The following is a 21116-nucleotide window of genomic DNA, read 5'->3' as shown; positions in this document are numbered from 1 at the left end:
CAACGTGAAAACTTTACATCCGAAAGCCAATCCCCCTATCCAAGCAAGATAGCAAACCGCTAGAAGCGCCCAAAGCACCACCACTGCTCGCTTTTATCCCATGCACATCGCACCACATTCACTTGGAAAGGAGCTCCAGTGACTCTGTTCGAAAAACCTATCGTTCTTGCGCCTATGGCAGGAGGGCCGTCAACTCCTGAGCTATGCGCAGCAGTAACCAATGCGGGCGGGTTAGGCTTTCTCGCCGGCGGCTACCTCACTCCATCGAGGCTTGAAGAACAAGTAAGCACTGTTGAGTCTTTAACTACTCAGCCGTTTGGGATTAACCTGTTTTACCCTTCCCATCCCAATTCTGACCAGTACGCCGAATACTCTAAATATCATCAGGCACTGACTAAAAAGTGCGTAAGCTACTCCGATTTTCCTTCACGCCCTAAGTGGTCAGATGATCATTACGATCGAAAGCTCGATATTGCGCTGAAGTCCAACGCTAAGTTCATTTCCTTAACTTTCGGATACCCTGACGCAAATACGCTAAAAACGATTCGTCGAGCAGGCAAGAAAGTAGTTCTCAATGCCACAACTCCACGAGAAATTGATCACATCATCCAGCTCGACTGCGATATTCTGTCTCTTCAAGGAAAGGCTGCTGGCGGTCACCGGGCAACAGTCCTAGACAATAACATAGAGGGATCTTCCTACGATGCAAAAACTCTCCTGCACCATGCAGTAGCGAAGACGGAAAAACCTGTATTTGCCGGCGGGGGCGTAGGTACAGCAGAAGATACACTAGACCTACTCAGATCCGGCGCAACCGCAGTAATTGTAGGGACTCGTTTCCTCACTGCGCAGGAAGCAGGGACAAAAGACACACACCGGCATGCACTTCTGAAGCTAACTCACCGAAACACTGTTATTACCCATGCCTTCTCCGGGAAACCGGCTCGAGCAATTTCCAATACATTCACCAAAACATTCACACCACAGGCGCCCTACATCTACCCCGAAATCCACTACTTAACTGCGGGAATGAGAGCTGAGGCCAATAACGCAAAGGATCCCGAATATCTTAACCTGTGGGCAGGCGAAGGATTCGCTTATTGCCGAGAAGCAACTGCCAAACAAATCATTGACGAACTCTTACCATAGGGCCTGACCCTCAGAAAGTGGACACGTCGGGGGTCAGGCCCGAGCAATAAGTAACTTCATAAGTAACCGGATTCAGATAGATGAGAGCAACGTATTCAAGCATTCAAGGCACCCTTGGACTTGCAGTGGCAATGGGGATCGGCAGGTTCTTCTATACGCCACTGCTTCCCCTCATGATGGCAGCTTTACACTGGTCAAGTTCCATCTCGTCCTGGATTGCAGTATCAAATTATCTCGGCTATCTGCTCGGGTCTTTGACTCTTTCTAAAAACTGGCTATCTAAAACGAAAACTCTTTATCGCAGTTCCTTAATATTTTCAACTCTACTGCTTGCTGCAATGGCGTTGACAGATAGTCCAGGAATGCATGTTTTACTACGGTTCTTAGCCGGCATAGCGTCTGCATTCATTTTTGTATGCATCACCCAGTTTGTTACCCAAAATGTACAGTCCCCCTCTCTAGTTGGCTTTGTTTATGGTGGTGTTGGCTTAGGCATTACCGTTTCTGGACTAACGGTGTGGTCACTAGGTCAAACCTTGGCATGGACACACTTGTGGGGTATCGCTACCCTAATCAGTGCGTTATTTAGCATCATCGCCTGGACTTGGCCCATTGGCTCTGAAGAGAAGACTAAGGATCGCAAGGTACTGGCCAGTTCTACGGAACGATCCACCCCAGAACTTCATCAAGCTTTTCGATTACTGAATGCGGGATACTTTTTTCAAGGTTTCGGATACATTATTATTGGCACATATCTCGTTGTGCTGGCCGGCCCTGTTTTCGGCTCATCAGCAGCTGCCATCACATGGGCCGTAGCTGGCGTCGCAGCAATCCCCTCTCCCTATTTCTGGTCAGCACTTGCAGAGCGTTTTGGCCGACGTCGTGCATTACTTGGCTGCTATACACTCCAAGTAGCTGGAGCAATTGCCGCCACTTTTGGCAATACGACTGTTTTACTGATGGTTGCTGCCATTCTTTTTGGTGCTACTTTCATGGGAATTACGATGCTTACTATTTCAACGGGAGTCGCTTATAGAATAAACGGAGGAGCTGCACGTCTAACGACTTGGTATAGCCTAGGACAAGTCGTCGGCCCGGCGGTCATTGGAGTGCTGTTATCAAACTCAATCCGCTTATCATTTATCATTGCAACCATTGCTATCATCATCGGTATGGTAACAATTAAGGTTTCAAGGCTATAATTCATATTCAACCTCCCAGGCGCAGCGCAGATATCATCACGGGTGCTGTTGCAAAGTTGGGGCAGTAGGAAGAGCGACGTGAAATAGTCACAGCCCTGGGTATCTTCTCCGGTCGTCATTTCCCCCCGTGTCATCATTCTGTGGGCAGTGCGGTGGTACTGCCGCTACGGGGTGAGCTACCGCGATCTGGAGGAAATGATGACCGAACGGGGCGTGCCGGTCGATCACACCACGATCTACCGCTGGGTCCAGAAATACCCCCCCTGAGCTGGACAAGCAAACACGGTGGTACCGACAGGTACCTGACTGGCAGGCCAGTTCCTGGCGGGTGAATGAGACCTATATCCGGGTCGGCGGCAGGTGGTGCTACCTCTATCGGGCGATCACCGCCGGTGGCCAGACCCTGGACTTTTACCTCTCTCCGAAGCGAAACGTGGCCGCAGCGAAGCGTTTCCTAGCCAAGGCCCTCAAATCCAATGCGTCAGCCGGGTATCCCAGAGTGATCAACACCGATAAAGCACCCTCCCTAGCCAGGGCAATCGCCAAGTTGAAGTCAGAGGGAATCTGCCCGCCAACAGTGGAACACCGGCAGATGAAACACCTCAACAACATCCTGGAAGGCGACCATGGTCGGCTGAAGCGGATCCTCGGGCCGAAAGGCGCGTTTAAGAACCGGACATCTGCATATCGGACGTTGAAAGGGATGGAGGCGATGCACTCAATGCGGAAAGGGCAAGGCGCGATGTTTGCCAACAGGCAACCGAACCCAGACGCGGTGATCGTCAACCAGGTCTTCGAGACGGCCTAACAACGCCCACACGCAGCGGCCACCAGGGAATGAGAAACTGAGTCTTCGCTGCTCTCCACCCAACTTTGCAACAACACCTTTCGGGGGCTATAGTGACGAAGTAAGCCAAGGCGATGCCGCCTGCCTTACCCACGGAGGCTGCTGCTCGCACGGATCCAATGCCGAGGACGATGGTGCAGAAAATCACCGGAGCGATGATCATCTTCACTAGCGAGACAAACATGGTGCCGACGACCTTCATGCTTTTCGCTTGATCTGGTGCGATGATGCCAAACACGATGCCTGCCACGACGGCAATAATGACGGCGATGTACAGCCAGTGAGTGCGGTCCTTTTTCGGGGTCTTGTTTTTTCCGCGATTTTCGGCCCCTGTGGGACGTTCGGGGGGAGAAGGGACATGAGTCCTCCCTTCAATGAGGTGAGAGGGAACCTCACAGTGGCCTAGGACAACTTTTTCATTTCGCGTCAAAGGGCTCACTGTTCAGCGTTGACAATCAAGATATTAGAACCAAGCTGTGGGACATGAACAATCCCGCACCTTGGGGGTAGGCAGAAAAATAGCCCCGGGGTTACCGGGGCGCAGGCCAGAGCCACTTTCATCAGCGTTCTTTTGCACACTTCGCCAGGTGGTCATTACCCCCCAGCTGCGGATGAATAGCTCTTAATACAGGGCGCTAGCGAGCTGTGTGCGCGCGGCAAGCACACGCGGGTCGCCGGAATCATACAGGGCAAAGAGCTCAAGAAGGCGATCTTTGAGGCGGGCTTTGTCCTCGCCAGCGGTGACCTTCATGGCGTCGATAAGCTGAGTGAAGGAACGGTCGGGGGTGCCGGCGACGATGTGAGCGTCGGCAGCCGCAAGTTGCTTGTCCACATCCTGAGGATCAGCCTCGGCCGCTGCGATGGGATCACCCTCACCGGAGGATGCCTTGAGGCGCTTGAGCACAACGGTCGTGGCGCGTGCCTGCTTAATCTCTGCGTTATCGGGCTCGGCGGCAAGGACCTCGTCGTAGGCTGCGATAGCAGCATCAAAATCGCCGGCATTGAGGGCATCCTCCGCCACGAGAAGACGCGGATCCGCTTCATCCTCTTGCGGCTGCTCTGGTTGAGCCTCAGAAAGGCCGCGCAGCTGGGGGCCAAGCTTCTCCACAATCGCCGCGACCCACTGCTCCAGGTTCTCGCGCGGCTGGCTACCCTCAAAATTGGTGACAGGCTGGCCAGCGGCGATGGCCACGGTAGTCGGCAAATTCTGGACACCGAAGACCTGGGCCACCTGCGGGACAACATCGGCATTAACGTAACCCACGATAAATTTCAGGCCACCGGCGGCGGCCATCTCCTCGAAATCCTTTTTGAGCTGCTCCGAGGCGGGCGAACGCGGCGAACCAATCAACGCGATGACCGGAACCTCGGCGGAACGACGCACAAGGTCATTTTCAAAGTTCTCTTCAGTGACATCGAAGAACGGCTGAATGCCAGCTGGCGCACCTGCGTTCCCCTGTTCCTGCGCTTTCGCCTTAGCCTCGGCCTGCTGCTTGATGGCGCCCAAGTCAAGGGCGCCGCCTACGTATGGTCCGGTCACTTGTTCTCCTCCAGGTAACGGTTGACGGATTCTACTTTCTGCGTGATCTGGCCCGTCACGCCCTCACGAATATCGGCTTTGATGACCAGGCTTGTGCGCGGCGAGACGGCGCGGACGGCGTCGGTGGCCTCCTTGATCACGGCGAAAACCTCGTCCCATTCGCCCTCAATAAGGGTGAACATGGCGTTGGTCTCGTTGGGCAAGCCGGAGGCACGGACAACGCGCACGGCTTCCGCCACGGCGTCAGACATCTCGGCGCTCTCATCGCCCACAATGGAAGGCGCTACAGAAAAGGCAACAATCATGCCCGCTAGTCTACCGCCGGTCCCAGCAGTGGCGGTGCCAGTGCCGGCGGTCATCGCCCTGCCCGCCGGTATCACGAGGCCACGCCACAATGTGCGCTACCCCGGGCGGAATGTTCTGGTTACAGCCTGGGCAGACGTAGAACTTAGTTGCGGCGGAGCTGCCGATATGTCGCATGACATAGGGCTCGCCATGGGCCCAGCGCGGGCCCGCGACGGTCTGTGAACCGAGGAAGGAACTGCCATCGCGGGGCAAGAAGCGTGGTTCCTCGCGGATTCGACGATTGCGGCGTGGCATCAGAACAGCCGCAGCTCGTTGGATTCGATGCCGCGCAGTTCCTGGTAGTCCAGCACCACACAGCGAATGCCGCGGTCTTCGGCCAAAGTCCGAGCCTGCGGCTTGATTTCCTGGGCGGCAAACACGCCGTGGACGGGCGCGAGCAGATCGTCGCGGTTGAGCAGGTCCAGGTAGCGGGTGAGCTGCTCCACGCCGTCGATCCCGCCGCGGCGCTTGACCTCCACCGCCACGAACTCGTTCTCGGAGTTCTTCGCCATGATGTCCACGGGCCCAATCGCGGTGGGGTATTCGCGGCGCACCAGCGAGTACTTCTCCCCCAACGTTTCGATGTGTTCCGCCAGCAGCTCCTGTAGGTGGGCCTCCACACCGTCCTTGACCAGGCCGGGGTCTTCTCCCAGGTCCATTGCGATGTCCTGGTGAACCTCCGCCACGGTGATTCGCAGCTGCTCGCCCTTGGGGTTTTCCACCAGCCACAGCTTCTCACCGGTGTCCTCGCCATCCAGATCCGTGATGTCGGATTCCTCCAACGTGCACGGCGGCGTCATCCAGTTCAACGGCTTGTACGCCCGGTCATCCGCGTGTACGGACACGGAGCCGTCCGCCTTAATCAGGATGAGGCGGTCCGCCATGGGAAGGTGGGCGTCGAGGCGGCCGACGTAATCTACAGAGCAACGGGCGATGACAACACGCATGCCCTCTACCCTATCGGGTGCGCCTTATTTCTTGGAATAGCGGGTAGCACGCTTCTGAAGCTGCCGGTAATCCAGCTTTTCCTTCCGCTTGGAGGGCGCGGCCTCCACCCAGGCGCCCAGCGCCATGATGCCGTGCGAATCCGCGGCGAACTCATAGTCAACGCCGTGCGCGGAGAACTCCATCACCTGCTCCCCTTCGGGCATAAAAGAAGCCTCGTCACCGTCCAGCGGGCGGGTGCCGTTCAGGTCGATGTCGAGGCGGTTGATGCGCAGGTTAGCGCGCGGAAGCACGGAGCGCAGTTTGAAGAACTCCATATATTCGCCGTTATAGCGCACCAGCCCGTGGCGCCAGGTATGGGAATCCTTCGCGGGAAGACGCCGCAGCAGCACGGAGGTGCCGCGGGATCGCAGCGTAAAAAAGCGCACCGCCGCCAAGAGCACCACGCCCACCACAATCAGGACGAGGACGAAAAGCAGTCCCTGGAGCACCTGAGAATTCATGGTTGACTGTTCCTTTACGGCAGTGCGAAAGTGTTTCGTAGATTGTAGCGCTTTGCCAGGCTCAGGCGCTAGTCCCAGCAGCGCCACAGGTTACTCTACGAGCATGCAATAAACCCCGCCTCCCTGGTAATCCAGGGACGCGGGGTTCATCACTGTGAGTGGGAAGGGCGGTCATTGCTGCCCGTATATTCCCCTCTCCGCTGCGACGCTAGCTGTTCAAGCGGCGGACGGCGCGCAGGGCGGCGTCACCGCGAGACTTCGTCAGCTCACGCTCGGACTGGGCGTCCTCCTGAGCCTGTGCCTCATCGACCTCGCTGGCCCACACGGCCCAGTCTGCGAGGACGGTGATCTCGTTCTCAGTTACGGAGAGGAAGCCACCCTGGACGGCGGCGACGCGACGCTCGCCATCGACCGGGTGGATGGTCACAACGCCGTTGTCGATCAGCTGACCGACCAAAGGCTCATGCCCAGGAAGCACGCCGATCTCACCCTCGGTGGTCTCAGCCGTCACCATGGTGGCCTTGCCGGTCCACAGCAGGCGCTCGACGGAAACCAATACGGCGGTGATGTCAGCCATGTGCCTCTCCCTACTTCTTCTCGTTCAGCTTCTTGTACGCAGCCTCGACGTCGTCCAAGCCACCCAGGCCGTTGAAGGCCTGCTCCGGGTAGTGGTCGAATTCGCCGTTGCAGATGCGCTCGAAAGCATCAATGGTGTCAGCCAGCGGCACGTAGGAGCCCGGCAGGCCGGTGAACTTCTCTGCGACGAAGAAGTTCTGGCCCAGGAAGCGCTCAATACGACGTGCGCGCTGAACAGTAACCTTGTCCTCCTCAGACAGCTCGTCCATACCGAGGATGGCGATGATGTCCTGGAGCTCCTTGTTCTTCTGCAGGATACCGATGACACGCTGTGCCACCTCGTAGTGGCGCTCGCCCACAACGGACGGCTCCAGAATACGGGAGGTGGAGGTCAGCGGGTTCACTGCCGGGTAGATACCCTTCGACGCAATCGCGCGGTCCAGCTCGGTGGTGGCATCGAGGTGGGCGAAGGTGGTCGCCGGAGCCGGGTCCGTGTAGTCATCGGCCGGCACGTAGACGGCCTGCAGGGAGGTAATGGACTTACCCTTGGTGGAGGTAATACGCTCCTGCAGCACACCCATCTCATCAGCCAGGGTCGGCTGGTAGCCCACGGCGGACGGCATACGGCCGAGCAGCGTGGAGACCTCAGAACCTGCCTGGGTGAAACGGAAGATGTTGTCGATGAACAGCAGCACGTCCTGGTTCTGCACATCGCGGAAGTACTCCGCCATGGTCAGGCCGGACAGAGCCACGCGCATACGGACTCCCGGCGGCTCATCCATCTGGCCGAACACAAGGGCCGTGTCCTGAAGAACGCCCATCTCTTCCATCTCGAGGAAGAGGTCGGTGCCCTCACGGGTGCGCTCGCCGACTCCGGCGAAGACGGAGGTACCGGAGAACTCGCGTGCGATACGAGTAATCATCTCCTGGATGAGCACGGTCTTGCCCACACCTGCGCCGCCGAAGAGGCCGATCTTGCCGCCCTTGACGTACGGGGTAAGCAGGTCGATGACCTTAATACCGGTCTCGAGGATCTCGGTCTTACCCTCCAGCTGGTCGAATGCCGGCGGCTCGCGGTGGATACCCCACTGTTCGCCATCGCGGCCGAGACCCGGCTGGTCCAGGCAGTCACCGAGAGCGTTGAAGACGTGGCCCTTGACCACATCGCCCACAGGGACGGAAATCGGCTTGCCGGTATCGGTCACGGCGGCGCCACGGACGAGGCCGTCGGTCGGAGCCATGGACACGGCACGGACGAGGTTGTCACCGAGGTGCTGAGCGACCTCAAGGGTGACGGTCTTTGCAACAGCCTCGAGGGAGACCTCGACGGTCAGTGCGTTGTACAGTGCCGGCAGCCCGCCACGCGGAAACTCCACGTCGACGACCGGACCGATGACACGCACCACACGGCCGGCGGTAGCCGACGACTGTGTGTTCTGCTCTTGCAGAGCTGTAGTCATAATCTAGTCACTTTCTGCGCTTTCGGCGAGCGCCCCAGCGCCACCGACGATCTCTGTGATTTCTTGGGTAATCTGCGCCTGACGGGCCTGGTTGGCCACGCGGGAGAGGTCCTTGACCAGCTCCGTTGCGTTGTCGGTTGCAGACTTCATTGCGGTACGGCGTGCGGCGGACTCAGAAGCCGAAGCCTCCAAGAACATCGCAAACAGGATACGGGAGACGTACTGCGGAAGCAGCGCGTCCATGAGGGTATCCGCGTCCGGCTCGAACTCGAAATCAGGGGTGACCTGATCCTCGGGCTCGGCGTCGGACAGCGCGGACTCCCCCACGTGGTAGTCCTCCTCCTGAATCACCGGTACCACCGGCAGCAGCTGCTGCGCACGCGCGGTCTGGGTCAGCATGGATTCAAACTCGGTGTATACAACGTGTACCTGGTCGAAACCGCGAACGGTCTCGCCCTCGAGGTGAATACCCTCGCGAGTCTTGGCCTGGCCTTGAGAGCCGGCGATGAAGCCATCAATCATGTGATGACGCACATCGTGGGTGGTCTCCCAGGACGGATCCTGCGAGAAGCCAGTCCAGCTGCCTGCGACCTCGGACTCACGGAACTTGTAGAAGCCGACGCCCTTGTTACCCGTGACGTAGCGAACTGTCTCATAGCCCTCCTGCTTGAGCAGGGCCTCGAGCTCGGCTGCCTTCTTGAAGATGTTGTTGTTGTAGCCACCGCACATCCCGCGGTCCGAAGAGACCACAAGAATAGCGGCGACCTTGCCATCTTCACGCTCACGGAGCATAGGGTGATTAAGGGTCGCGTGCGCGGCGAGCTTGTTCAACACGTTGGACAGCTCGTGCGCATAAGGCTGCGACGCCTCAACCCTGGCCTGTGCCTTGGTAATGCGCGAGGTAGCAATGAGCTCCTGTGCCTTGGTGATCTTCTTGGTGGAATTAACGGACCGGATGCGGTCGCGCAGTTCACGAAGATTAGCCATGGTGTTCGCTCCTCCCTTCTTTATCTAGACGGTATTCGTAGAGTGTGCGGGACTCTATTTGGCCGCCTTGCGGGAGACGTTGAGCTCGGTCTTCTTCACCTCGTCCGCGGAGAGCGGATCGACCGGCGCCTCGGAACCCAGATTGTGGCCCTCGGAGGTACGGAAGGACGGGGTGAAGTCCTTCGCAGCCTTGACGAGCGCGTCCTTGGACTCATCGGTCAGCGGGGTGCCGCCGGCGATCTGCTCAAACACCTGCGGGGTCGCAGAGTTGAGGTGATCGTGCAGCTCCGCCTCGAAGCGGCGAACGTCTTCGACGGGAACGACGTCGAAGATGCCCTGGTCGGCGAGGAAGATGGAGACCATCTGGTACTCAACCGGCTGCGGGGAGGATTCGGACTGCTTCAGCAGCTCGACCAGTCGCTCGCCGCGCTCCAGCTGAGCCTTGGACGCGGAGTCTAGGTCAGAGGCAAAGGCAGCGAAGGCCTGCAGGTCGCGGTAGGCAGCCAGCTCCAGACGGAGGTTACCGGCCACCTTCTTCATGCCCTTGGTCTGTGCAGCGCCACCGACACGGGAGACGGACACACCGACGTTAATTGCCGGACGGACGCCCTGGTTGAACAGGTCGGACTCCAGGAAGACCTGGCCGTCGGTAATGGAAATAACGTTGGTCGGAATGAAGGCAGAGACGTCGTTCGCCTTGGTCTCGATGATCGGCAGTGCGGTCATGGAGCCTGCACCCATGTCGTCGGAAAGCTTTGCAGCACGCTCCAGCAGACGGGAGTGGAGGTAGAAGACGTCACCCGGGTAAGCCTCGCGGCCCGGCGGACGGCGCAGCAGCAAAGAAATCGCACGGTAGGCCTCAGCCTGCTTGGTCAGATCATCGTAAATGATCAGGACGTGGTTGCCCTGGTACATCCAGTGCTGACCCAGCGCGGCACCGGAGAACGGTGCCAGCCACTTAAAGCCGGCGGCGTCGGACGCCGGGGCTGCCACGATGGTGGTGTAATCCAACGCACCATGCTGCTCCAGAGTGTGGCGCACACCGGCGATGGTGGAGCCCTTCTGGCCGATGGCGACGTAGATGCAGCGAACCTGCTTGTTCTTGTCGCCGGACTCCCAGTTAGCCTTCTGGTTCAGGATGGTGTCGATGCAGACTGCGGTCTTACCGGTCTTACGGTCACCAATGATCAACTGACGCTGACCGCGACCAATCGGGGTCATTGCGTCAATTGCCTTGATGCCGGTCTGCATCGGCTCTTCCACCGGCTGGCGCTGCAGCACGGACGGTGCCTGCAGCTCGAGGACGCGGTCCTCTTCAGCGGTGATCGGGCCCAAGCCGTCAATCGGCTGGCCCAGGGGGTTAATAACGCGGCCGAGGAATTCCTCGCCCACAGGGATGGAGAGGACCTCACCAGTCCTCTTGACCTCGTCGCCTTCCTTAAGGGACTCGAAGTTGCCCAAGACCACGACACCGATGGAGTTGGTGTCAAGGTTCTGTGCGACGCCAATCACGCCGCCGGGGAACTCGAGCAGCTCATTCGCCATGACGGACGGCAGGCCCGAAACCTGCGCAATACCGTCAGCTGCCGAAATGACCACGCCGACCTCCTCACGGGAGGCCTCCGCGGAGTAGCTCGAGGTGTAGTTCGCAATCGCGCTACGGATCTCATCGGAGGAGATCGTCAGCTCCGCCATGTTCTTCCTGCTCTCGGTAGTATCTTCCAGCAATTACTTAATCGTTTCTGTCGTTTCGGCTTATGCCATCTGGGCGCGCAGGCGGGCAATCTTGCCTGCCGTCGAGCCATCAATGACTTCATCGCCGACGCGGATGGTCATACCACCGAGGAGGCTGGTGTCAACCTCAGAGTGGATGGACATCGCACGACCATAAATTTTGCCCAGCTTTTCAGCGAGTGCTGCGCGCTGGCTATCGTTCAGCTCACCCGCAGTGGTCACGCGCGCAATGGAACGGCCCTGCAGCTGTGCCGCAGTGTCCGCCAAACCGGCGATATCATCAATCGGGTTCTGCTCCGGGCGGCCAATGGCCTGCAGCGCGAGCGCCTCAGTAACCATGGTGACCTTCCCGTAGAGCACGCTTGCCAGCAACCCAACCTTGCGGTCGGTGGTCGCAGTACGGTCTGAAAGCAGCTGGGTCAGTTCGCCTTCGCGGTCAAGCACGCGGGACAAGGAGAAGAGCTCGTCTTCCACCTGGCCCAGCTTGCCCTCGGATTCCGCTCCGCGCAGCAGTGCGCGGCGGCCGATCTTCACGAGGCCACGGGCGATATCACGCGGGGTGGACCACTGAGCGGCGGCGGCTTCCTCGAGCACCTGCTGTGCTACTGGGGAAACCTTGCCGGCGAAGAGGGTCCGCGCCAGGGACTTGCGCTCCTCGGCGGAAGCAGCGTCATCGGTCAACGCGACGCGCAGTTCGCGGTCGCTATCGAGGACGCTGACCACCTCGAAGAGGTCCTGCCCTGCCTGTGTAGCAGTCGCCACCGAGTTGTCGCCGGACAGGATTCCATCCAGCGTGGACTCGACGGTGGCGAGTGCTTCGCGGCTAGCTGCCTTCATCGTTGCCTACTTTCCGGCCGGTGCCACAGAGTCGAGCTCGGACAGGAAGCCATCAATGGTGGAGGACTGCTTGGTGGCGCTCGAAAGCTCGCCGCCGAGCAGCTTCTCTGCCAGGGTGATGGAGTTCTGTCCAATTTCGGAACGCAGCTCAGACACGACCTGTGCGCGGGAAGCTTCCAGCTGCTTCTCGCCGGAGGCGACGATGCGGCGGGACTCTTCCTCGGCAGCTGCCTTAGCTTCAGCCTCGATCAGCTTGCCGCGCTCACGCGCCTGCTCACGGATCTCAGCAGCCTCTGCTCGAGCGTCAGCTAGCTGAGCGTTGTACTTTTCCAAAGCGGCCTTTGCTTCGGCCTGCTGGGCCTCCGCACGCTTAAGGCCACCTTCGATCCGGTCCTCGCGCTCACTAAGCATCTTGTTGTACAGCGGAAATACGTACTTCCAGAAGAGCAAGAAGATGACAATGAAGCAAATCAGGGACCAGAAAATGTCATAGTTCTTGGGAAGGAGCACAGAGAACTGGCCGTCACCCGGCAAGGTCTCTTGGCCCTCCGCCAGGAGGTAAAAGACGTTGTTCATGGGTCTCCGTTCTTAAAAGTGTGGGTTTGGTGAAACGCGCGCTTTTAGAACAGGAAGCCAGCAACAAGGCCGATGAGGGCCAGGGCCTCGGTGAAGGCGATACCAAGGAACATGGTGGTACGCAGCTGGCCCGCCATCTCAGGCTGGCGTGCCATAGCCTCAACGGTCTTGCCGGCAACGATGCCGATACCGATGCCCGGGCCAATAGCGGCCAAGCCGTAGCCAACAGCCTTCAGGCTGTCAAGGTTGGACGCAGCATCCTGAGCCAGAATGATTTCGTTCATGGTGAAAGTCGTTCCCTTTCTTGTTTCCCACGCCCCACTGCGGGGCTCGGGGTGTGTTCTGATTAAGTGGAGATTTTCTCGGTCGCTTCCGCAACCTCGTCCTAGTGCGAATCCGCGTGGAGGGACAGTTCGATGTACACCGCCGACAGAAGAGCGAAAATGTACGCCTGCAGGAAGATGACCAAGATCTCGAACAAGCTAAAAGCAAAGCCAAGGATGATGGTCAGACCAGACAGCGCGGTCCAGCCATTTAGCTGCCAGAAGAAGAAGTTCGAGGCAGCGAAAAGGAGAACCAGAATGATGTGTCCAGCGAGGAAGTTCGCCATGAGACGAATGGCAAGGGTGACCGGACGCAGTATGAAGGTAGAGAAGAACTCAATCGGCACGACGAGCAGATGCAAGACCGGTGGCAGGTTAGGAATAACCACCGACGACTTCACGAACTTGCCAAAACCGTAGCGCTTAGCGCCAGCGTAAATCATGGCGATGTACGCCACGGCTGCCAGCACGATAGGCATACCGATACGACCGTTCGGGGACACGTTAAGCCCTGGGATGATGGTCGATACGTTCATAAAGAGGACTGCGAAGAAGATAGTTGCGATTACCGGGAGGAATCGCTTTCCTTCCTTCTTACCCAAAATGTCCTCGGCGATGTAGACGCGGACGAAGTCGACCGCATGTTCGCCGACATTCTGAAGGCCCTTCGGAACCAACTTGGGGCTACGGAAGGCCGCCCAGAATAGGATCACCAAGATCAGCGTCATGAGGATGCGGATCAGCATTAGGCGATCAAGAGCGAACCACCCACCGGCAATGTCACCGAAAAACAGGTGGCCAGGCTCTGTTTGCCCCGGGAAGAATTCTTCACCTAGATCGGGCGAGTGAAAATGCCCTTTCATGGCCAATGTTGTAACGCTCAGCGTTCTCTCCCGTGTTTGGGCCGCCGTAACTGGGTTGTTACGGGCGGTGCGATGGACGTCTCAAGCTCTCTGCCACAGCTCCGGACTCCGTCGCACATCTTCGAAGCCATGGCAGGGATTGACCGCGCATAGAAAAAGCTTGAATAGTCGCAGGTAGCGAGCACGTAGCTTCAACTCCGCGGTAACCCGGAGGATATAATATCAGGTGGGAGGCGGTCTCATGGAGGGTGGGGTGGCCCCAACATGCGCGTCGAATTCCTTGATCACGGCTTTTTTGCTTTTAGTACCCCTGACTAGGCAAAAGGTTCGTTATGACCTTTGTCACGTCCACTTTAAGGCCCATTACGTCGGGGGTAACTAACCCCCAGAATATAGGGGGTTAGCTCCGAAAACACCACCCACATACACCCATGTGCGGAACCCCCGAAGCCAGAAAACCCGGAGGAGTTCAGCGTCTCCCCGCTCTGAGTTACTCCTGTTACTTGGGCCGGTGCCTGGCACCCCCACCCGTGCTCCAAGTAAACTGCGCGAATCCAATCTGCGCCTAGCCGATATAAGACACCCGCGCTGTAATCACGCCCCAGACTTCGGTGCCGAGCGTGGCGATAAGCGCAAAAACTACCGTAAGGAATAGGGCTAGGCGATCGTAAAATTCGAGGTCCCGGATAAGGGCCAAGACAATAATGAGAACCAGAATCTTCAGGAGCCATCCACCGAATACCACCATCAGGGTGGTCGTGGGGTTGGAATTCGAGGTAAGCAGCACCGATAGTGCCGTAATGAGGACGAATCCACCGCCCAGCGCCGCTCCGATGAGGACGCCCCAGATACCCGGAAGGCCCTTCGCACCACCCCACATGGCAAGCGAGAGGAATGTGATGGCAACCAGGGCCCAACCGCCATATTTGACGGCACGTTCAAGCGGACGGCGTGGGTTATCAAAGTCAGAGACGTCGTTGATAAGCGCATCCTGGTTCTCGGCAGGGGTCTCAGTCATACTGTGACAGCCTACCTCAGGAGGGATCCGATTCGAACACCACGCTGGTCGGACGAGACTTGCGCCCAATCCTGCCCTGGCGCAGCGGAATGAGGGTCACGACGAAGGCACCAACAAGGGCAAGCACGGCTAGTGCCGCCGCCACGGGCGCGGGAACGATGGAAAAAGACACCGCGCCGAACGCCACCGCTGAGACCCACAAGTAGAGCACCAGCACCGTACGGCGGTGCGTATGCCCCAATGACAGCAAGCGGTGATGGATATGCGCTTTGTCTGCTGCGAAGGGCGAGCGCCCCTGAGAGACGCGGCGAATAACCGCCCAGACAAGGTCCAGGACTGGAATAAAAACCGCCGCGATAACCACAATCACCGGTGACATGAGTGCCACCATGTCCACCGTTCCATACAGCGACATGTTGATTTTACCCGAAGCCGAGGTAGATGCAGCCGCCAGCAGCAAGCCAATGAGCATCGCGCCACTATCCCCCATAAAGATGCGCGAAGGCTCGAAGTTATGCGGCAAGAAGCCCGCGCACATTCCCACGAGCCCCGCCGCGATGATGGCTGGCGGGTAAGCCGAAACTGCGCCGCCTTGGTCGTGCAAAACCGTCAGCGAGAACAGCAGAATCGCCCCGCCGGCAATCATGCCTAAGCCGGCAGCCAAACCGTCCAGACCATCGACGAAGTTGATGGCATTAATGAGCAGCACCGTAAAGAACGTAGTCAAGAGTGTTCCCTGGACTTGATCCAGAATGACCGTCGTTCCATCCCCGACGGGAAGGAACAGCAGCGTCCACGTCAAGCCCAAGCCACTCATGATGGCCGCGGCGACGAGCTGGCCAATGAGCTTGACCAGGGCACTGAGCTCCACCAGGTCATCCACCACGCCGACGATCACGATGGCGCCGGCCGACCACAGCACCGCGTTCATCTCCGGGGTGACGGGCATGAAGCCGCGGGTCAAGGCTGGAAGCTGGCCTGCCAGGAATACCGCGGCGGCAAAGCCGGTAAACATGGCCACGCCACCCAGCTGCGGGGTGGGCTGCGAGTGACTATCGCGCAGACGAATCTCCGCCACCTGTCCGGTGCGCACGAGGAAGGTACGCACCAGCCCAGTGGTGAGGTACGTGAATGCCGCGGCGACAAAGATCACCAAGGCAAGCTCACGCAGCGGCACTCCGGTTCCACCCACGATTGTCGCTCCTTTAGGAGGCCGCGCCCGGGCGCGTGCGCAGGGATTCCGGGGTCACGCCGATGGCCTCGCCGATCTGCTCCGCGGTCAGGGCGCCCTCGCGCAGCAGGTACGGGTGCGGCCCGGACAGGTCAATGATGGTGGAGGGCTTGCCAATCTTGGCCTCTCCCCCGTCCAGGTACACTGTCACGGCCTTGCCCAACTGCTGCTTGGCCGCGATGGCCGTAGTCGGCGGCTGATGGCCAGAGATGTTGGCGGAGGATACGGCCATCGGCCCGACCTCACGCAGCAGTTCGATAGCAATGGGGTGCATCGGCATACGCAGCATCACGGTGCCGCGCGTATCCCCCAAGTTCCACGGCAGGGAGGGCGCCTGCGGGACCACGATGGACAGCCCGCCCGGCCAAAAGGCCTCGATGAGAGTCCTCGCGGTATCATCCAGCGTGGCCACGAGGCCCTTGACGGTGTCCCAGGAACCGACGAGCACCGGCACCGGCATGTCCGGCCCGCGGTGCTTGGTGGCCAACAGGCTTGCCACGGCGTCGTTGTCGAAGGCATCGCAGCCCAGCCCGTAGAGCGTATCGGTGGGCATGACCACCAGCCGCCCGGACTTGGCGGCCTTGGCGGCCAGCAGCATGCCCTCCTCGCGTTCGGTGGCATCCGCGCAGTTATAAATTTGTCCCTGCATAGGTCTCTCCTTTTATTACTGTCACGTCGGCGCCAGAATCACCCGGCCGCGTGGCGTCCTCCGCTATAGGGGGTTGTCGGCCAATCTTTGACCAATTTACTGTACTCCGCGCCGCGCCGTCACAAACCGGGCGGTCCCCGTGAGATCCGGCAGCGGCGCGACCTCCTCGAATCCGCCGTGCTCCACCAGCGCGCGCTGGACGGCTTCGGAGGTCGCGTCGTCGTGTTCGATACCCACTCGCCCACCCGGGCGCAGCAGCCGGGCGATCGTGGGAATCATGGCGTTGATGGTCACCATGCCGTCCGGACCACCGAAGACGGCCTCGTGTGGATCGTGATACACCTCCGGTTCCAAATCCGGTGTCTCCGGAACATAGGGCGGGTTGCTCAGCACCAGGTCCACGGTCCCGTCCAGGTCTGCCAGGGTGTCGGGGTGGGTAACGTCGCGCTGAACGAGGTCTACTGGTCCCCCGCCCTGTGCCGTACAACGCTGCGCGTTGCGGGTGAGGTAGCCCAGGGCGGCGTCGGAAAGCTCCACAGCCCACACCTGCGCCTGCGGCACGTAGTGCGCGACGTAGAGCGCCAAGGCTCCGGAGCCGGCACACAGGTCCACCACCCGAAAGTCGTGACGGCCCGTCGCCGATTCTCCCGCCGGAGAATTCTTAAGTAGCCTCACGCCCCAGTCGGCGAGAACTTCCGTTTCTGGGCGCGGGACGAACACACCGGGGCCGACCTCGAGCTCGAGCGGGCCGAACCACGCCACCCCCAGGATGTGCTGGAGCGGTTCGCGGGCTTCGCGGCGCGTGATCAGCGCGTCGAAGGCTACGTCGAAGCCGGGCATCGGCTCCTGCTGCAGCGGGATGTCCATGTGCCTGGTGTGAATAAGGTGCGCGGCGAGGAGCCGCGCGTCCCACTCCGGGGACGGCACTCCAGCAGCGCGAAGGCGCCCCGCGGCATCGCGAAGCGCCTCCTGATAGGTGCGGAAAGTCACCGTATAGCCTTAGCCTTCAGCCTCAAGGCGCTCTGCGCGCTCCTGGGCCTGCAGGGCGTCGATAAGATCCTGCATGTCACCGTTGAGCACCGAGTCCAGGTTGTTGGCCTTGTAACCAATGCGGTGGTCGGTAATGCGGTTCTCCGGCCAGTTGTAGGTGCGGATGCGCTCGGAGCGGTCCATGGTGCGCACCTGGGAGGCGCGCTGCTCGCCGGCTTCGGCCTCGCGGGCTTCGCGCTCCATCTGATCCAGGCGGGCCTGCAGCACCTGCAGGGCACGCGCCTTGTTCTGAATCTGGGAGCGCTCCTTCTGACACGTCACCACCAGGCCCGTGGGCAGGTGGGTAATGCGCACGGCGGAGTCGGTGGTGTTCACGCCCTGGCCGCCTTTACCGGAGGAACGGTAGACGTCCACGCGGATGTCCTTGTCATCGATGTTGACCGCTTCCACCTCTTCTGGCTCCGGGTACACCAGCACACCGGCGGCAGAGGTCTGGATGCGGCCCTGAGATTCGGTGACCGGCACGCGCTGCACGCGATGCACGCCGCCCTCGAACTTGAACACGCTCCACGCACCATCGCGGGAGGGGGTCTTGGACTTGAAGGAGATGGACATGTCCTTCACTCCGCCGAGGTCAGACTCGTTGAGGCCCAGGACCTCCCACTGGAAGCCAGCCTTGTCGGCGAAGCGCTCGTACATGCGGGCCAAGTCGCCGGCAAAGAGGGCAGCCTCTTCGCCGCCGGCGCCGGCCTTAATCTCCATGATGATGTCCTCGGAGTCCTGCTCGTCGCGCGGGGCGAGCAGATCAGCCAGCTTTTCCTCCAGCTGCACCACGAGCGGCTCGAGGCGGTCTACCTCAGGCTGGAACTCGTGATCCTCGTAGGCCATCTCCTTGGCATCGGCCAAGTCCTGGCGGGCCTGGACCAGCTCGTCGTTAACAGCAACAATCGGGCGCAGCTCCGCGTAGCGCTTGGACAGCTTGCGGAACTGAGACTGGTCCCCGGCTACTTCCGGGTCAGCCATCTGCATCTCGATGCCCTGGTACTCGGAGACGATATCGTCAACGAGGGAAACCTGATTCGACATTACTTGTAGTCCTCCTCGTCCCTATCGGCTGCCATGGGCGCGGACGACGCCACCTGCATGAGGAACTCGCCGTTGGAACGGGTCTTCTTGAGCTGCTTGATAAGCAGGTCGATGGCCGCGAAGGAATCCAGGCCGGAGAGGATGCGGCGCAGCTTGGTCATGATGCGTGCTTCCTCCGGGACCAGCAGGAGCTCGTCCTTGCGGGTGCCGGACGGGTTGACGTCGACAGCTGGGAAGATGCGGCGCTCAGAGATGGCGCGGTCCAGCTTGAGTTCGGCGTTGCCGGTGCCCTTGAACTCCTCGAAGATGACGGTGTCACCGGTGGAGCCGGTCTCCACCATCGCGGTGGCGATAATCGTCAAGGAACCGCCGTTTTCGATGTTGCGGGCAGCGCCCAGGAAGCGCTTCGGCGGGTACAGGGCGTTGGAGTCCACACCACCGGAGAGGATGCGGCCCGAAGCCGGGGAGGAGTTGTTGTACGCGCGGCCCAGGCGGGTGATGGAGTCCAGCAGGACCACGACGTCCTTGCCCTGCTCCACCAGGCGCTTGGCGCGCTCGATGGCCAGCTCCGCCACGGAGGTGTGCTCTGACGGCGGGCGGTCGAAGGTAGAGGCAATGACCTCGCCCTTGACGCTGCGCTGCATGTCGGTGACCTCCTCGGGGCGCTCGTCCACGAGGACGACCATGAGGTAGCACTCCGGGTTGTTGGCAGCAATCGCGTTGGCGATGTTCTGCAGAATCGTCGTCTTACCGGCCTTCGGCGGGGAGACGATGAGCGCGCGCTGGCCCTTACCAATCGGCATGATGAGGTCGATGACGCGAGTGGTGAGGATCTTCGGATCCGTCTCCAGGCGCAGGCGCTGGTTCGGGTACAGCGGGGTGAGCTTGGAGAAGTCCGGGCGCTCCTTCGCGCTCGCCGGCTCCAGGCCGTTGACCGTGTCCACCTGCACCAGCTGGTTGTACTTGCGGCGGTTGCGGCCATTGCCATGGGTGTGGGTGGGACCGGAGACCTTGACCTGACCGGTCACGGCGTCGCCGGAGCGCAGGCCCAAGCGGCGCACGAGGTTGTTGTTGACAAAGACGTCGGAGCCTGCCGCGCGGTAGCCAGTAGTGCGCAGGAAGGCCACGTTGTTGTCTACGACCTCCAGGATGCCGCCGACTGCCTGCACCTCATCGCCTTCGCGGATCTGCAGGTCGTTGCCACCGTTGCCGCCGCCATCGCGGTCACGGCCGCGGCGGTTGCGACGATTACGGCGGTTGCGGCGGCCGCCGCCGTTGTTGTTGTCATCGTCGTGGCGGTTGTTGTTGTCACGGCGGTTGTTGCCGCCATTATTGTTGCCGTTGCCGCCGTTGCCACCGTTGTTCTGGCGGTGGTTGTCGTCCTGCTTCTGCTGGCCGTTGTTGCCGCCATTATTGTTGCCGTTGCCACCGTCCTGGTGGTTGCCGGACTGGTCCTGGCCGCCGTTGTTCTGGGCCTTGGCCTCCTCGCGGGCCTCGCGCTCCTGGCGGCGGGCGCGGTTGCGGCGGGCGCGGCGGGCCTGCGAGCGCGACTCGTAGCGCTGCTCGTCTTTGCCGTTGCCACCGCCGTTGTTATCGCGGTTGCCGCCCTTGTCCTGTGCGGACTGGCCGGCGTCAGACTGGGCGCCCTGCTCCGGCTGGGCATTGACCTTTTCCGGGGCCTTTTCTGAGGCCTTTCCCGCACCCTTGTCGGCCTTTTCAGCCTTTACCGGCTGGTCCGCCTTCTCCGCCTTCGCGGCGGCAGCCTTGGCCTTGGCCGGCACCTGGCCGGTGGTCAGGGCGGTGATGAGATCCCCCTTGCGCAGTCCGGAGACGCCGCGGAGTCCGCGCTCCGCGGCAAGCTTGCGCAGTTCCGGCAGCTTCAGGGATGCGAGATCCTGTGCTGCGGTCTTGTCCGTATCGCTCACGGATATCCTTTCGTCGCTTGACCAACCTGTGCCGCATCCGCGCCGCACTCCCGCGGGGCGCCCAGCATCAGCGTTGGAAGCCAGTGTGTAATTGAGATGGTCCGCCGCCACTAGCGAAGGATCGCACCGGCGATCCCTGTGGGCGGTGGTTGTATATGACTCTCCCCTGTCAGCCCCGCGGCACACGCCTCGTGCGAGCCATGAATGGAGGGCTGATTCTGGGAGAAAGTATAAGAAGACGACTGCGAGCGAATCGATTCCTGCTCGGAATGTGCGGGAAGCATCTCCCCGCCAGTCGCGAACAACTATACCGCATCCTTATATCGCGCT

The 21116-nt window shown here is 60.2% G+C and carries 21 protein-coding genes and 2 pseudogenes; 3 read left to right on the top strand and 20 right to left on the bottom strand.

Going from position 1 to position 21116, the window contains the following annotated elements; genetic code table 11:
- Nucleotides 1-138: 138 nt before the first annotated feature.
- From ACLI1P_RS05680 to ACLI1P_RS05670, 3 genes and pseudogenes are all read left to right on the top strand, one after another.
- Nucleotides 139-1149, top strand: coding sequence for a nitronate monooxygenase (locus ACLI1P_RS05680; RefSeq protein ID WP_411709605.1), 1011 nt, complete (start codon nucleotides 139-141; stop codon nucleotides 1147-1149).
- A gap of 80 nt (nucleotides 1150-1229) precedes the next feature.
- Nucleotides 1230-2351: a YbfB/YjiJ family MFS transporter gene (locus ACLI1P_RS05675; protein ID WP_411709604.1), complete on the top strand. Its 1122-nt coding sequence runs from the start codon at nucleotides 1230-1232 to the stop codon at nucleotides 2349-2351.
- Nucleotides 2352-2446: 95 nt separating this feature from the next.
- A pseudogene (locus tag ACLI1P_RS05670) lies at nucleotides 2447-3159 on the top strand (IS6 family transposase).
- Nucleotides 3160-3244: 85 nt separating this feature from the next.
- Here the strand turns inward: ACLI1P_RS05670 and ACLI1P_RS05665 are convergent.
- From ACLI1P_RS05665 to rho, 20 genes and pseudogenes are all read right to left on the bottom strand, one after another.
- Nucleotides 3245-3628, bottom strand: a pseudogene (locus ACLI1P_RS05665) (cation:dicarboxylate symporter family transporter); the annotation flags it as partial.
- 192 nt (nucleotides 3629-3820) lie between these two features.
- Entirely contained in the window at nucleotides 3821-4738 is a 918-nt protein-coding gene (locus ACLI1P_RS05660; RefSeq protein ID WP_306508279.1) for a tetratricopeptide repeat protein, read from the bottom strand.
- Nucleotides 4735-5043 carry an MTH1187 family thiamine-binding protein gene (locus tag ACLI1P_RS05655; RefSeq protein ID WP_411709603.1) on the bottom strand — a complete coding sequence of 103 codons (309 nt, stop codon included), beginning with the start codon at nucleotides 5041-5043 and terminating at the stop codon, nucleotides 4735-4737. The genes ACLI1P_RS05660 and ACLI1P_RS05655 overlap by 4 nt, the downstream gene beginning before the upstream one ends.
- A gap of 10 nt (nucleotides 5044-5053) precedes the next feature.
- Nucleotides 5054-5338 carry a hypothetical protein gene (locus ACLI1P_RS05650; RefSeq protein ID WP_306508280.1) on the bottom strand — a complete coding sequence of 95 codons (285 nt, stop codon included), beginning with the start codon at nucleotides 5336-5338 and terminating at the stop codon, nucleotides 5054-5056.
- Nucleotides 5338-6030 carry an endonuclease NucS gene (gene nucS / locus ACLI1P_RS05645; RefSeq protein WP_306508281.1) on the bottom strand — a complete coding sequence of 231 codons (693 nt, stop codon included), beginning with the start codon at nucleotides 6028-6030 and terminating at the stop codon, nucleotides 5338-5340. Before nucS ends, ACLI1P_RS05650 begins: the two co-directional genes overlap by 1 nt.
- 24 nt (nucleotides 6031-6054) lie before the next feature.
- Complete coding sequence (locus ACLI1P_RS05640; RefSeq protein ID WP_408930424.1) at nucleotides 6055-6531, bottom strand: DUF2550 domain-containing protein; 477 nt, start codon at nucleotides 6529-6531, stop codon at nucleotides 6055-6057.
- A gap of 208 nt (nucleotides 6532-6739) precedes the next feature.
- Nucleotides 6740-7108, bottom strand: a complete 369-nt coding sequence (locus ACLI1P_RS05635) for a F0F1 ATP synthase subunit epsilon (protein WP_408930423.1) — start codon at nucleotides 7106-7108, stop codon at nucleotides 6740-6742.
- Nucleotides 7109-7118: 10 nt separating this feature from the next.
- Entirely contained in the window at nucleotides 7119-8567 is a 1449-nt protein-coding gene (gene atpD / locus ACLI1P_RS05630; protein ID WP_408930422.1) for a F0F1 ATP synthase subunit beta, read from the bottom strand.
- Between the two features lie 3 nt (nucleotides 8568-8570).
- The gene (locus ACLI1P_RS05625; RefSeq protein WP_411709602.1) at nucleotides 8571-9554 is read right to left on the bottom strand and encodes a F0F1 ATP synthase subunit gamma; all 984 of its coding nucleotides are present in this window, start codon (nucleotides 9552-9554) and stop codon (nucleotides 8571-8573) included.
- A gap of 54 nt (nucleotides 9555-9608) precedes the next feature.
- On the bottom strand, nucleotides 9609-11249 hold the full coding sequence (atpA, locus tag ACLI1P_RS05620) for a F0F1 ATP synthase subunit alpha (protein ID WP_408932750.1): 1641 nt from the start codon (nucleotides 11247-11249) through the stop codon (nucleotides 9609-9611).
- 60 nt (nucleotides 11250-11309) lie between these two features.
- Complete coding sequence (locus ACLI1P_RS05615; RefSeq protein WP_408930420.1) at nucleotides 11310-12125, bottom strand: F0F1 ATP synthase subunit delta; 816 nt, start codon at nucleotides 12123-12125, stop codon at nucleotides 11310-11312.
- A gap of 6 nt (nucleotides 12126-12131) precedes the next feature.
- A complete protein-coding gene (locus ACLI1P_RS05610; protein ID WP_408930419.1) occupies nucleotides 12132-12701 on the bottom strand; it encodes a F0F1 ATP synthase subunit B in 570 nt (189 codons plus the stop codon).
- A 44-nt stretch (nucleotides 12702-12745) separates the two neighbouring features.
- Nucleotides 12746-12985: an ATP synthase F0 subunit C gene (locus ACLI1P_RS05605; RefSeq protein WP_408930418.1), complete on the bottom strand. Its 240-nt coding sequence runs from the start codon at nucleotides 12983-12985 to the stop codon at nucleotides 12746-12748.
- Between the two features lie 101 nt (nucleotides 12986-13086).
- Complete coding sequence (gene atpB / locus ACLI1P_RS05600; RefSeq protein WP_408930417.1) at nucleotides 13087-13887, bottom strand: F0F1 ATP synthase subunit A; 801 nt, start codon at nucleotides 13885-13887, stop codon at nucleotides 13087-13089.
- Between the two features lie 565 nt (nucleotides 13888-14452).
- Nucleotides 14453-14905 (bottom strand): hypothetical protein, encoded by a 453-nt coding sequence (locus ACLI1P_RS05595; RefSeq protein ID WP_408930416.1) that lies wholly within the window; start codon nucleotides 14903-14905, stop codon nucleotides 14453-14455.
- Between the two features lie 16 nt (nucleotides 14906-14921).
- Entirely contained in the window at nucleotides 14922-16097 is a 1176-nt protein-coding gene (locus tag ACLI1P_RS05590; protein WP_411709601.1) for an MraY family glycosyltransferase, read from the bottom strand.
- Nucleotides 16098-16110: 13 nt separating this feature from the next.
- On the bottom strand, nucleotides 16111-16785 hold the full coding sequence (locus ACLI1P_RS05585; RefSeq protein ID WP_296133099.1) for an L-threonylcarbamoyladenylate synthase: 675 nt from the start codon (nucleotides 16783-16785) through the stop codon (nucleotides 16111-16113).
- Nucleotides 16786-16881: 96 nt separating this feature from the next.
- Nucleotides 16882-17775 carry a peptide chain release factor N(5)-glutamine methyltransferase gene (gene prmC, locus ACLI1P_RS05580; RefSeq protein ID WP_411709600.1) on the bottom strand — a complete coding sequence of 298 codons (894 nt, stop codon included), beginning with the start codon at nucleotides 17773-17775 and terminating at the stop codon, nucleotides 16882-16884.
- A gap of 9 nt (nucleotides 17776-17784) precedes the next feature.
- Nucleotides 17785-18861, bottom strand: coding sequence for a peptide chain release factor 1 (prfA, locus tag ACLI1P_RS05575; protein WP_296133101.1), 1077 nt, complete (start codon nucleotides 18859-18861; stop codon nucleotides 17785-17787).
- Nucleotides 18861-20786 (bottom strand): transcription termination factor Rho, encoded by a 1926-nt coding sequence (gene rho / locus ACLI1P_RS05570; RefSeq protein ID WP_411709599.1) that lies wholly within the window; start codon nucleotides 20784-20786, stop codon nucleotides 18861-18863. Before rho ends, prfA begins: the two co-directional genes overlap by 1 nt.
- Nucleotides 20787-21116: the final 330 nt, after the last annotated feature.

The sequence above is a fragment of the Corynebacterium tardum genome (assembly GCF_046717785.1).
In the GTDB taxonomy this organism is placed as follows: Bacteria; Actinomycetota; Actinomycetes; order Mycobacteriales; family Mycobacteriaceae; genus Corynebacterium.
This window is presented reverse-complemented; position numbering and strand designations above follow the sequence as displayed.

Excerpts from the sequence above, each read along its gene's own strand:
- ACLI1P_RS05625 (WP_411709602.1), bottom strand. The coding sequence starts at position 9,554 with ATGGCTAATCTTCGTGAACTGCGCGACCGCATCCGGTCCGTTAATTCC.
- atpB (WP_408930417.1), bottom strand. The coding sequence starts at position 13,887 with ATGAAAGGGCATTTTCACTCGCCCGATCTAGGTGAAGAATTCTTCCCG.
- ACLI1P_RS05650 (WP_306508280.1), bottom strand. The coding sequence starts at position 5,338 with ATGCCACGCCGCAATCGTCGAATCCGCGAGGAACCACGCTTCTTGCCC.
- nucS (WP_306508281.1), bottom strand. The coding sequence starts at position 6,030 with ATGCGTGTTGTCATCGCCCGTTGCTCTGTAGATTACGTCGGCCGCCTC.
- prfA (WP_296133101.1), bottom strand. The coding sequence starts at position 18,861 with ATGTCGAATCAGGTTTCCCTCGTTGACGATATCGTCTCCGAGTACCAG.
- ACLI1P_RS05675 (WP_411709604.1), top strand. The coding sequence starts at position 1,230 with ATGAGAGCAACGTATTCAAGCATTCAAGGCACCCTTGGACTTGCAGTG.
- ACLI1P_RS05585 (WP_296133099.1), bottom strand. The coding sequence starts at position 16,785 with ATGCAGGGACAAATTTATAACTGCGCGGATGCCACCGAACGCGAGGAG.
- ACLI1P_RS05655 (WP_411709603.1), bottom strand. The coding sequence starts at position 5,043 with ATGATTGTTGCCTTTTCTGTAGCGCCTTCCATTGTGGGCGATGAGAGC.
- atpD (WP_408930422.1), bottom strand. The coding sequence starts at position 8,567 with ATGACTACAGCTCTGCAAGAGCAGAACACACAGTCGTCGGCTACCGCC.
- ACLI1P_RS05615 (WP_408930420.1), bottom strand. The coding sequence starts at position 12,125 with ATGAAGGCAGCTAGCCGCGAAGCACTCGCCACCGTCGAGTCCACGCTG.
- ACLI1P_RS05610 (WP_408930419.1), bottom strand. The coding sequence starts at position 12,701 with ATGAACAACGTCTTTTACCTCCTGGCGGAGGGCCAAGAGACCTTGCCG.
- atpA (WP_408932750.1), bottom strand. The coding sequence starts at position 11,249 with ATGGCGGAGCTGACGATCTCCTCCGATGAGATCCGTAGCGCGATTGCG.
- ACLI1P_RS05605 (WP_408930418.1), bottom strand. The coding sequence starts at position 12,985 with ATGAACGAAATCATTCTGGCTCAGGATGCTGCGTCCAACCTTGACAGC.
- ACLI1P_RS05640 (WP_408930424.1), bottom strand. The coding sequence starts at position 6,531 with ATGAATTCTCAGGTGCTCCAGGGACTGCTTTTCGTCCTCGTCCTGATT.
- ACLI1P_RS05595 (WP_408930416.1), bottom strand. The coding sequence starts at position 14,905 with ATGACTGAGACCCCTGCCGAGAACCAGGATGCGCTTATCAACGACGTC.
- ACLI1P_RS05635 (WP_408930423.1), bottom strand. The coding sequence starts at position 7,108 with ATGGCTGACATCACCGCCGTATTGGTTTCCGTCGAGCGCCTGCTGTGG.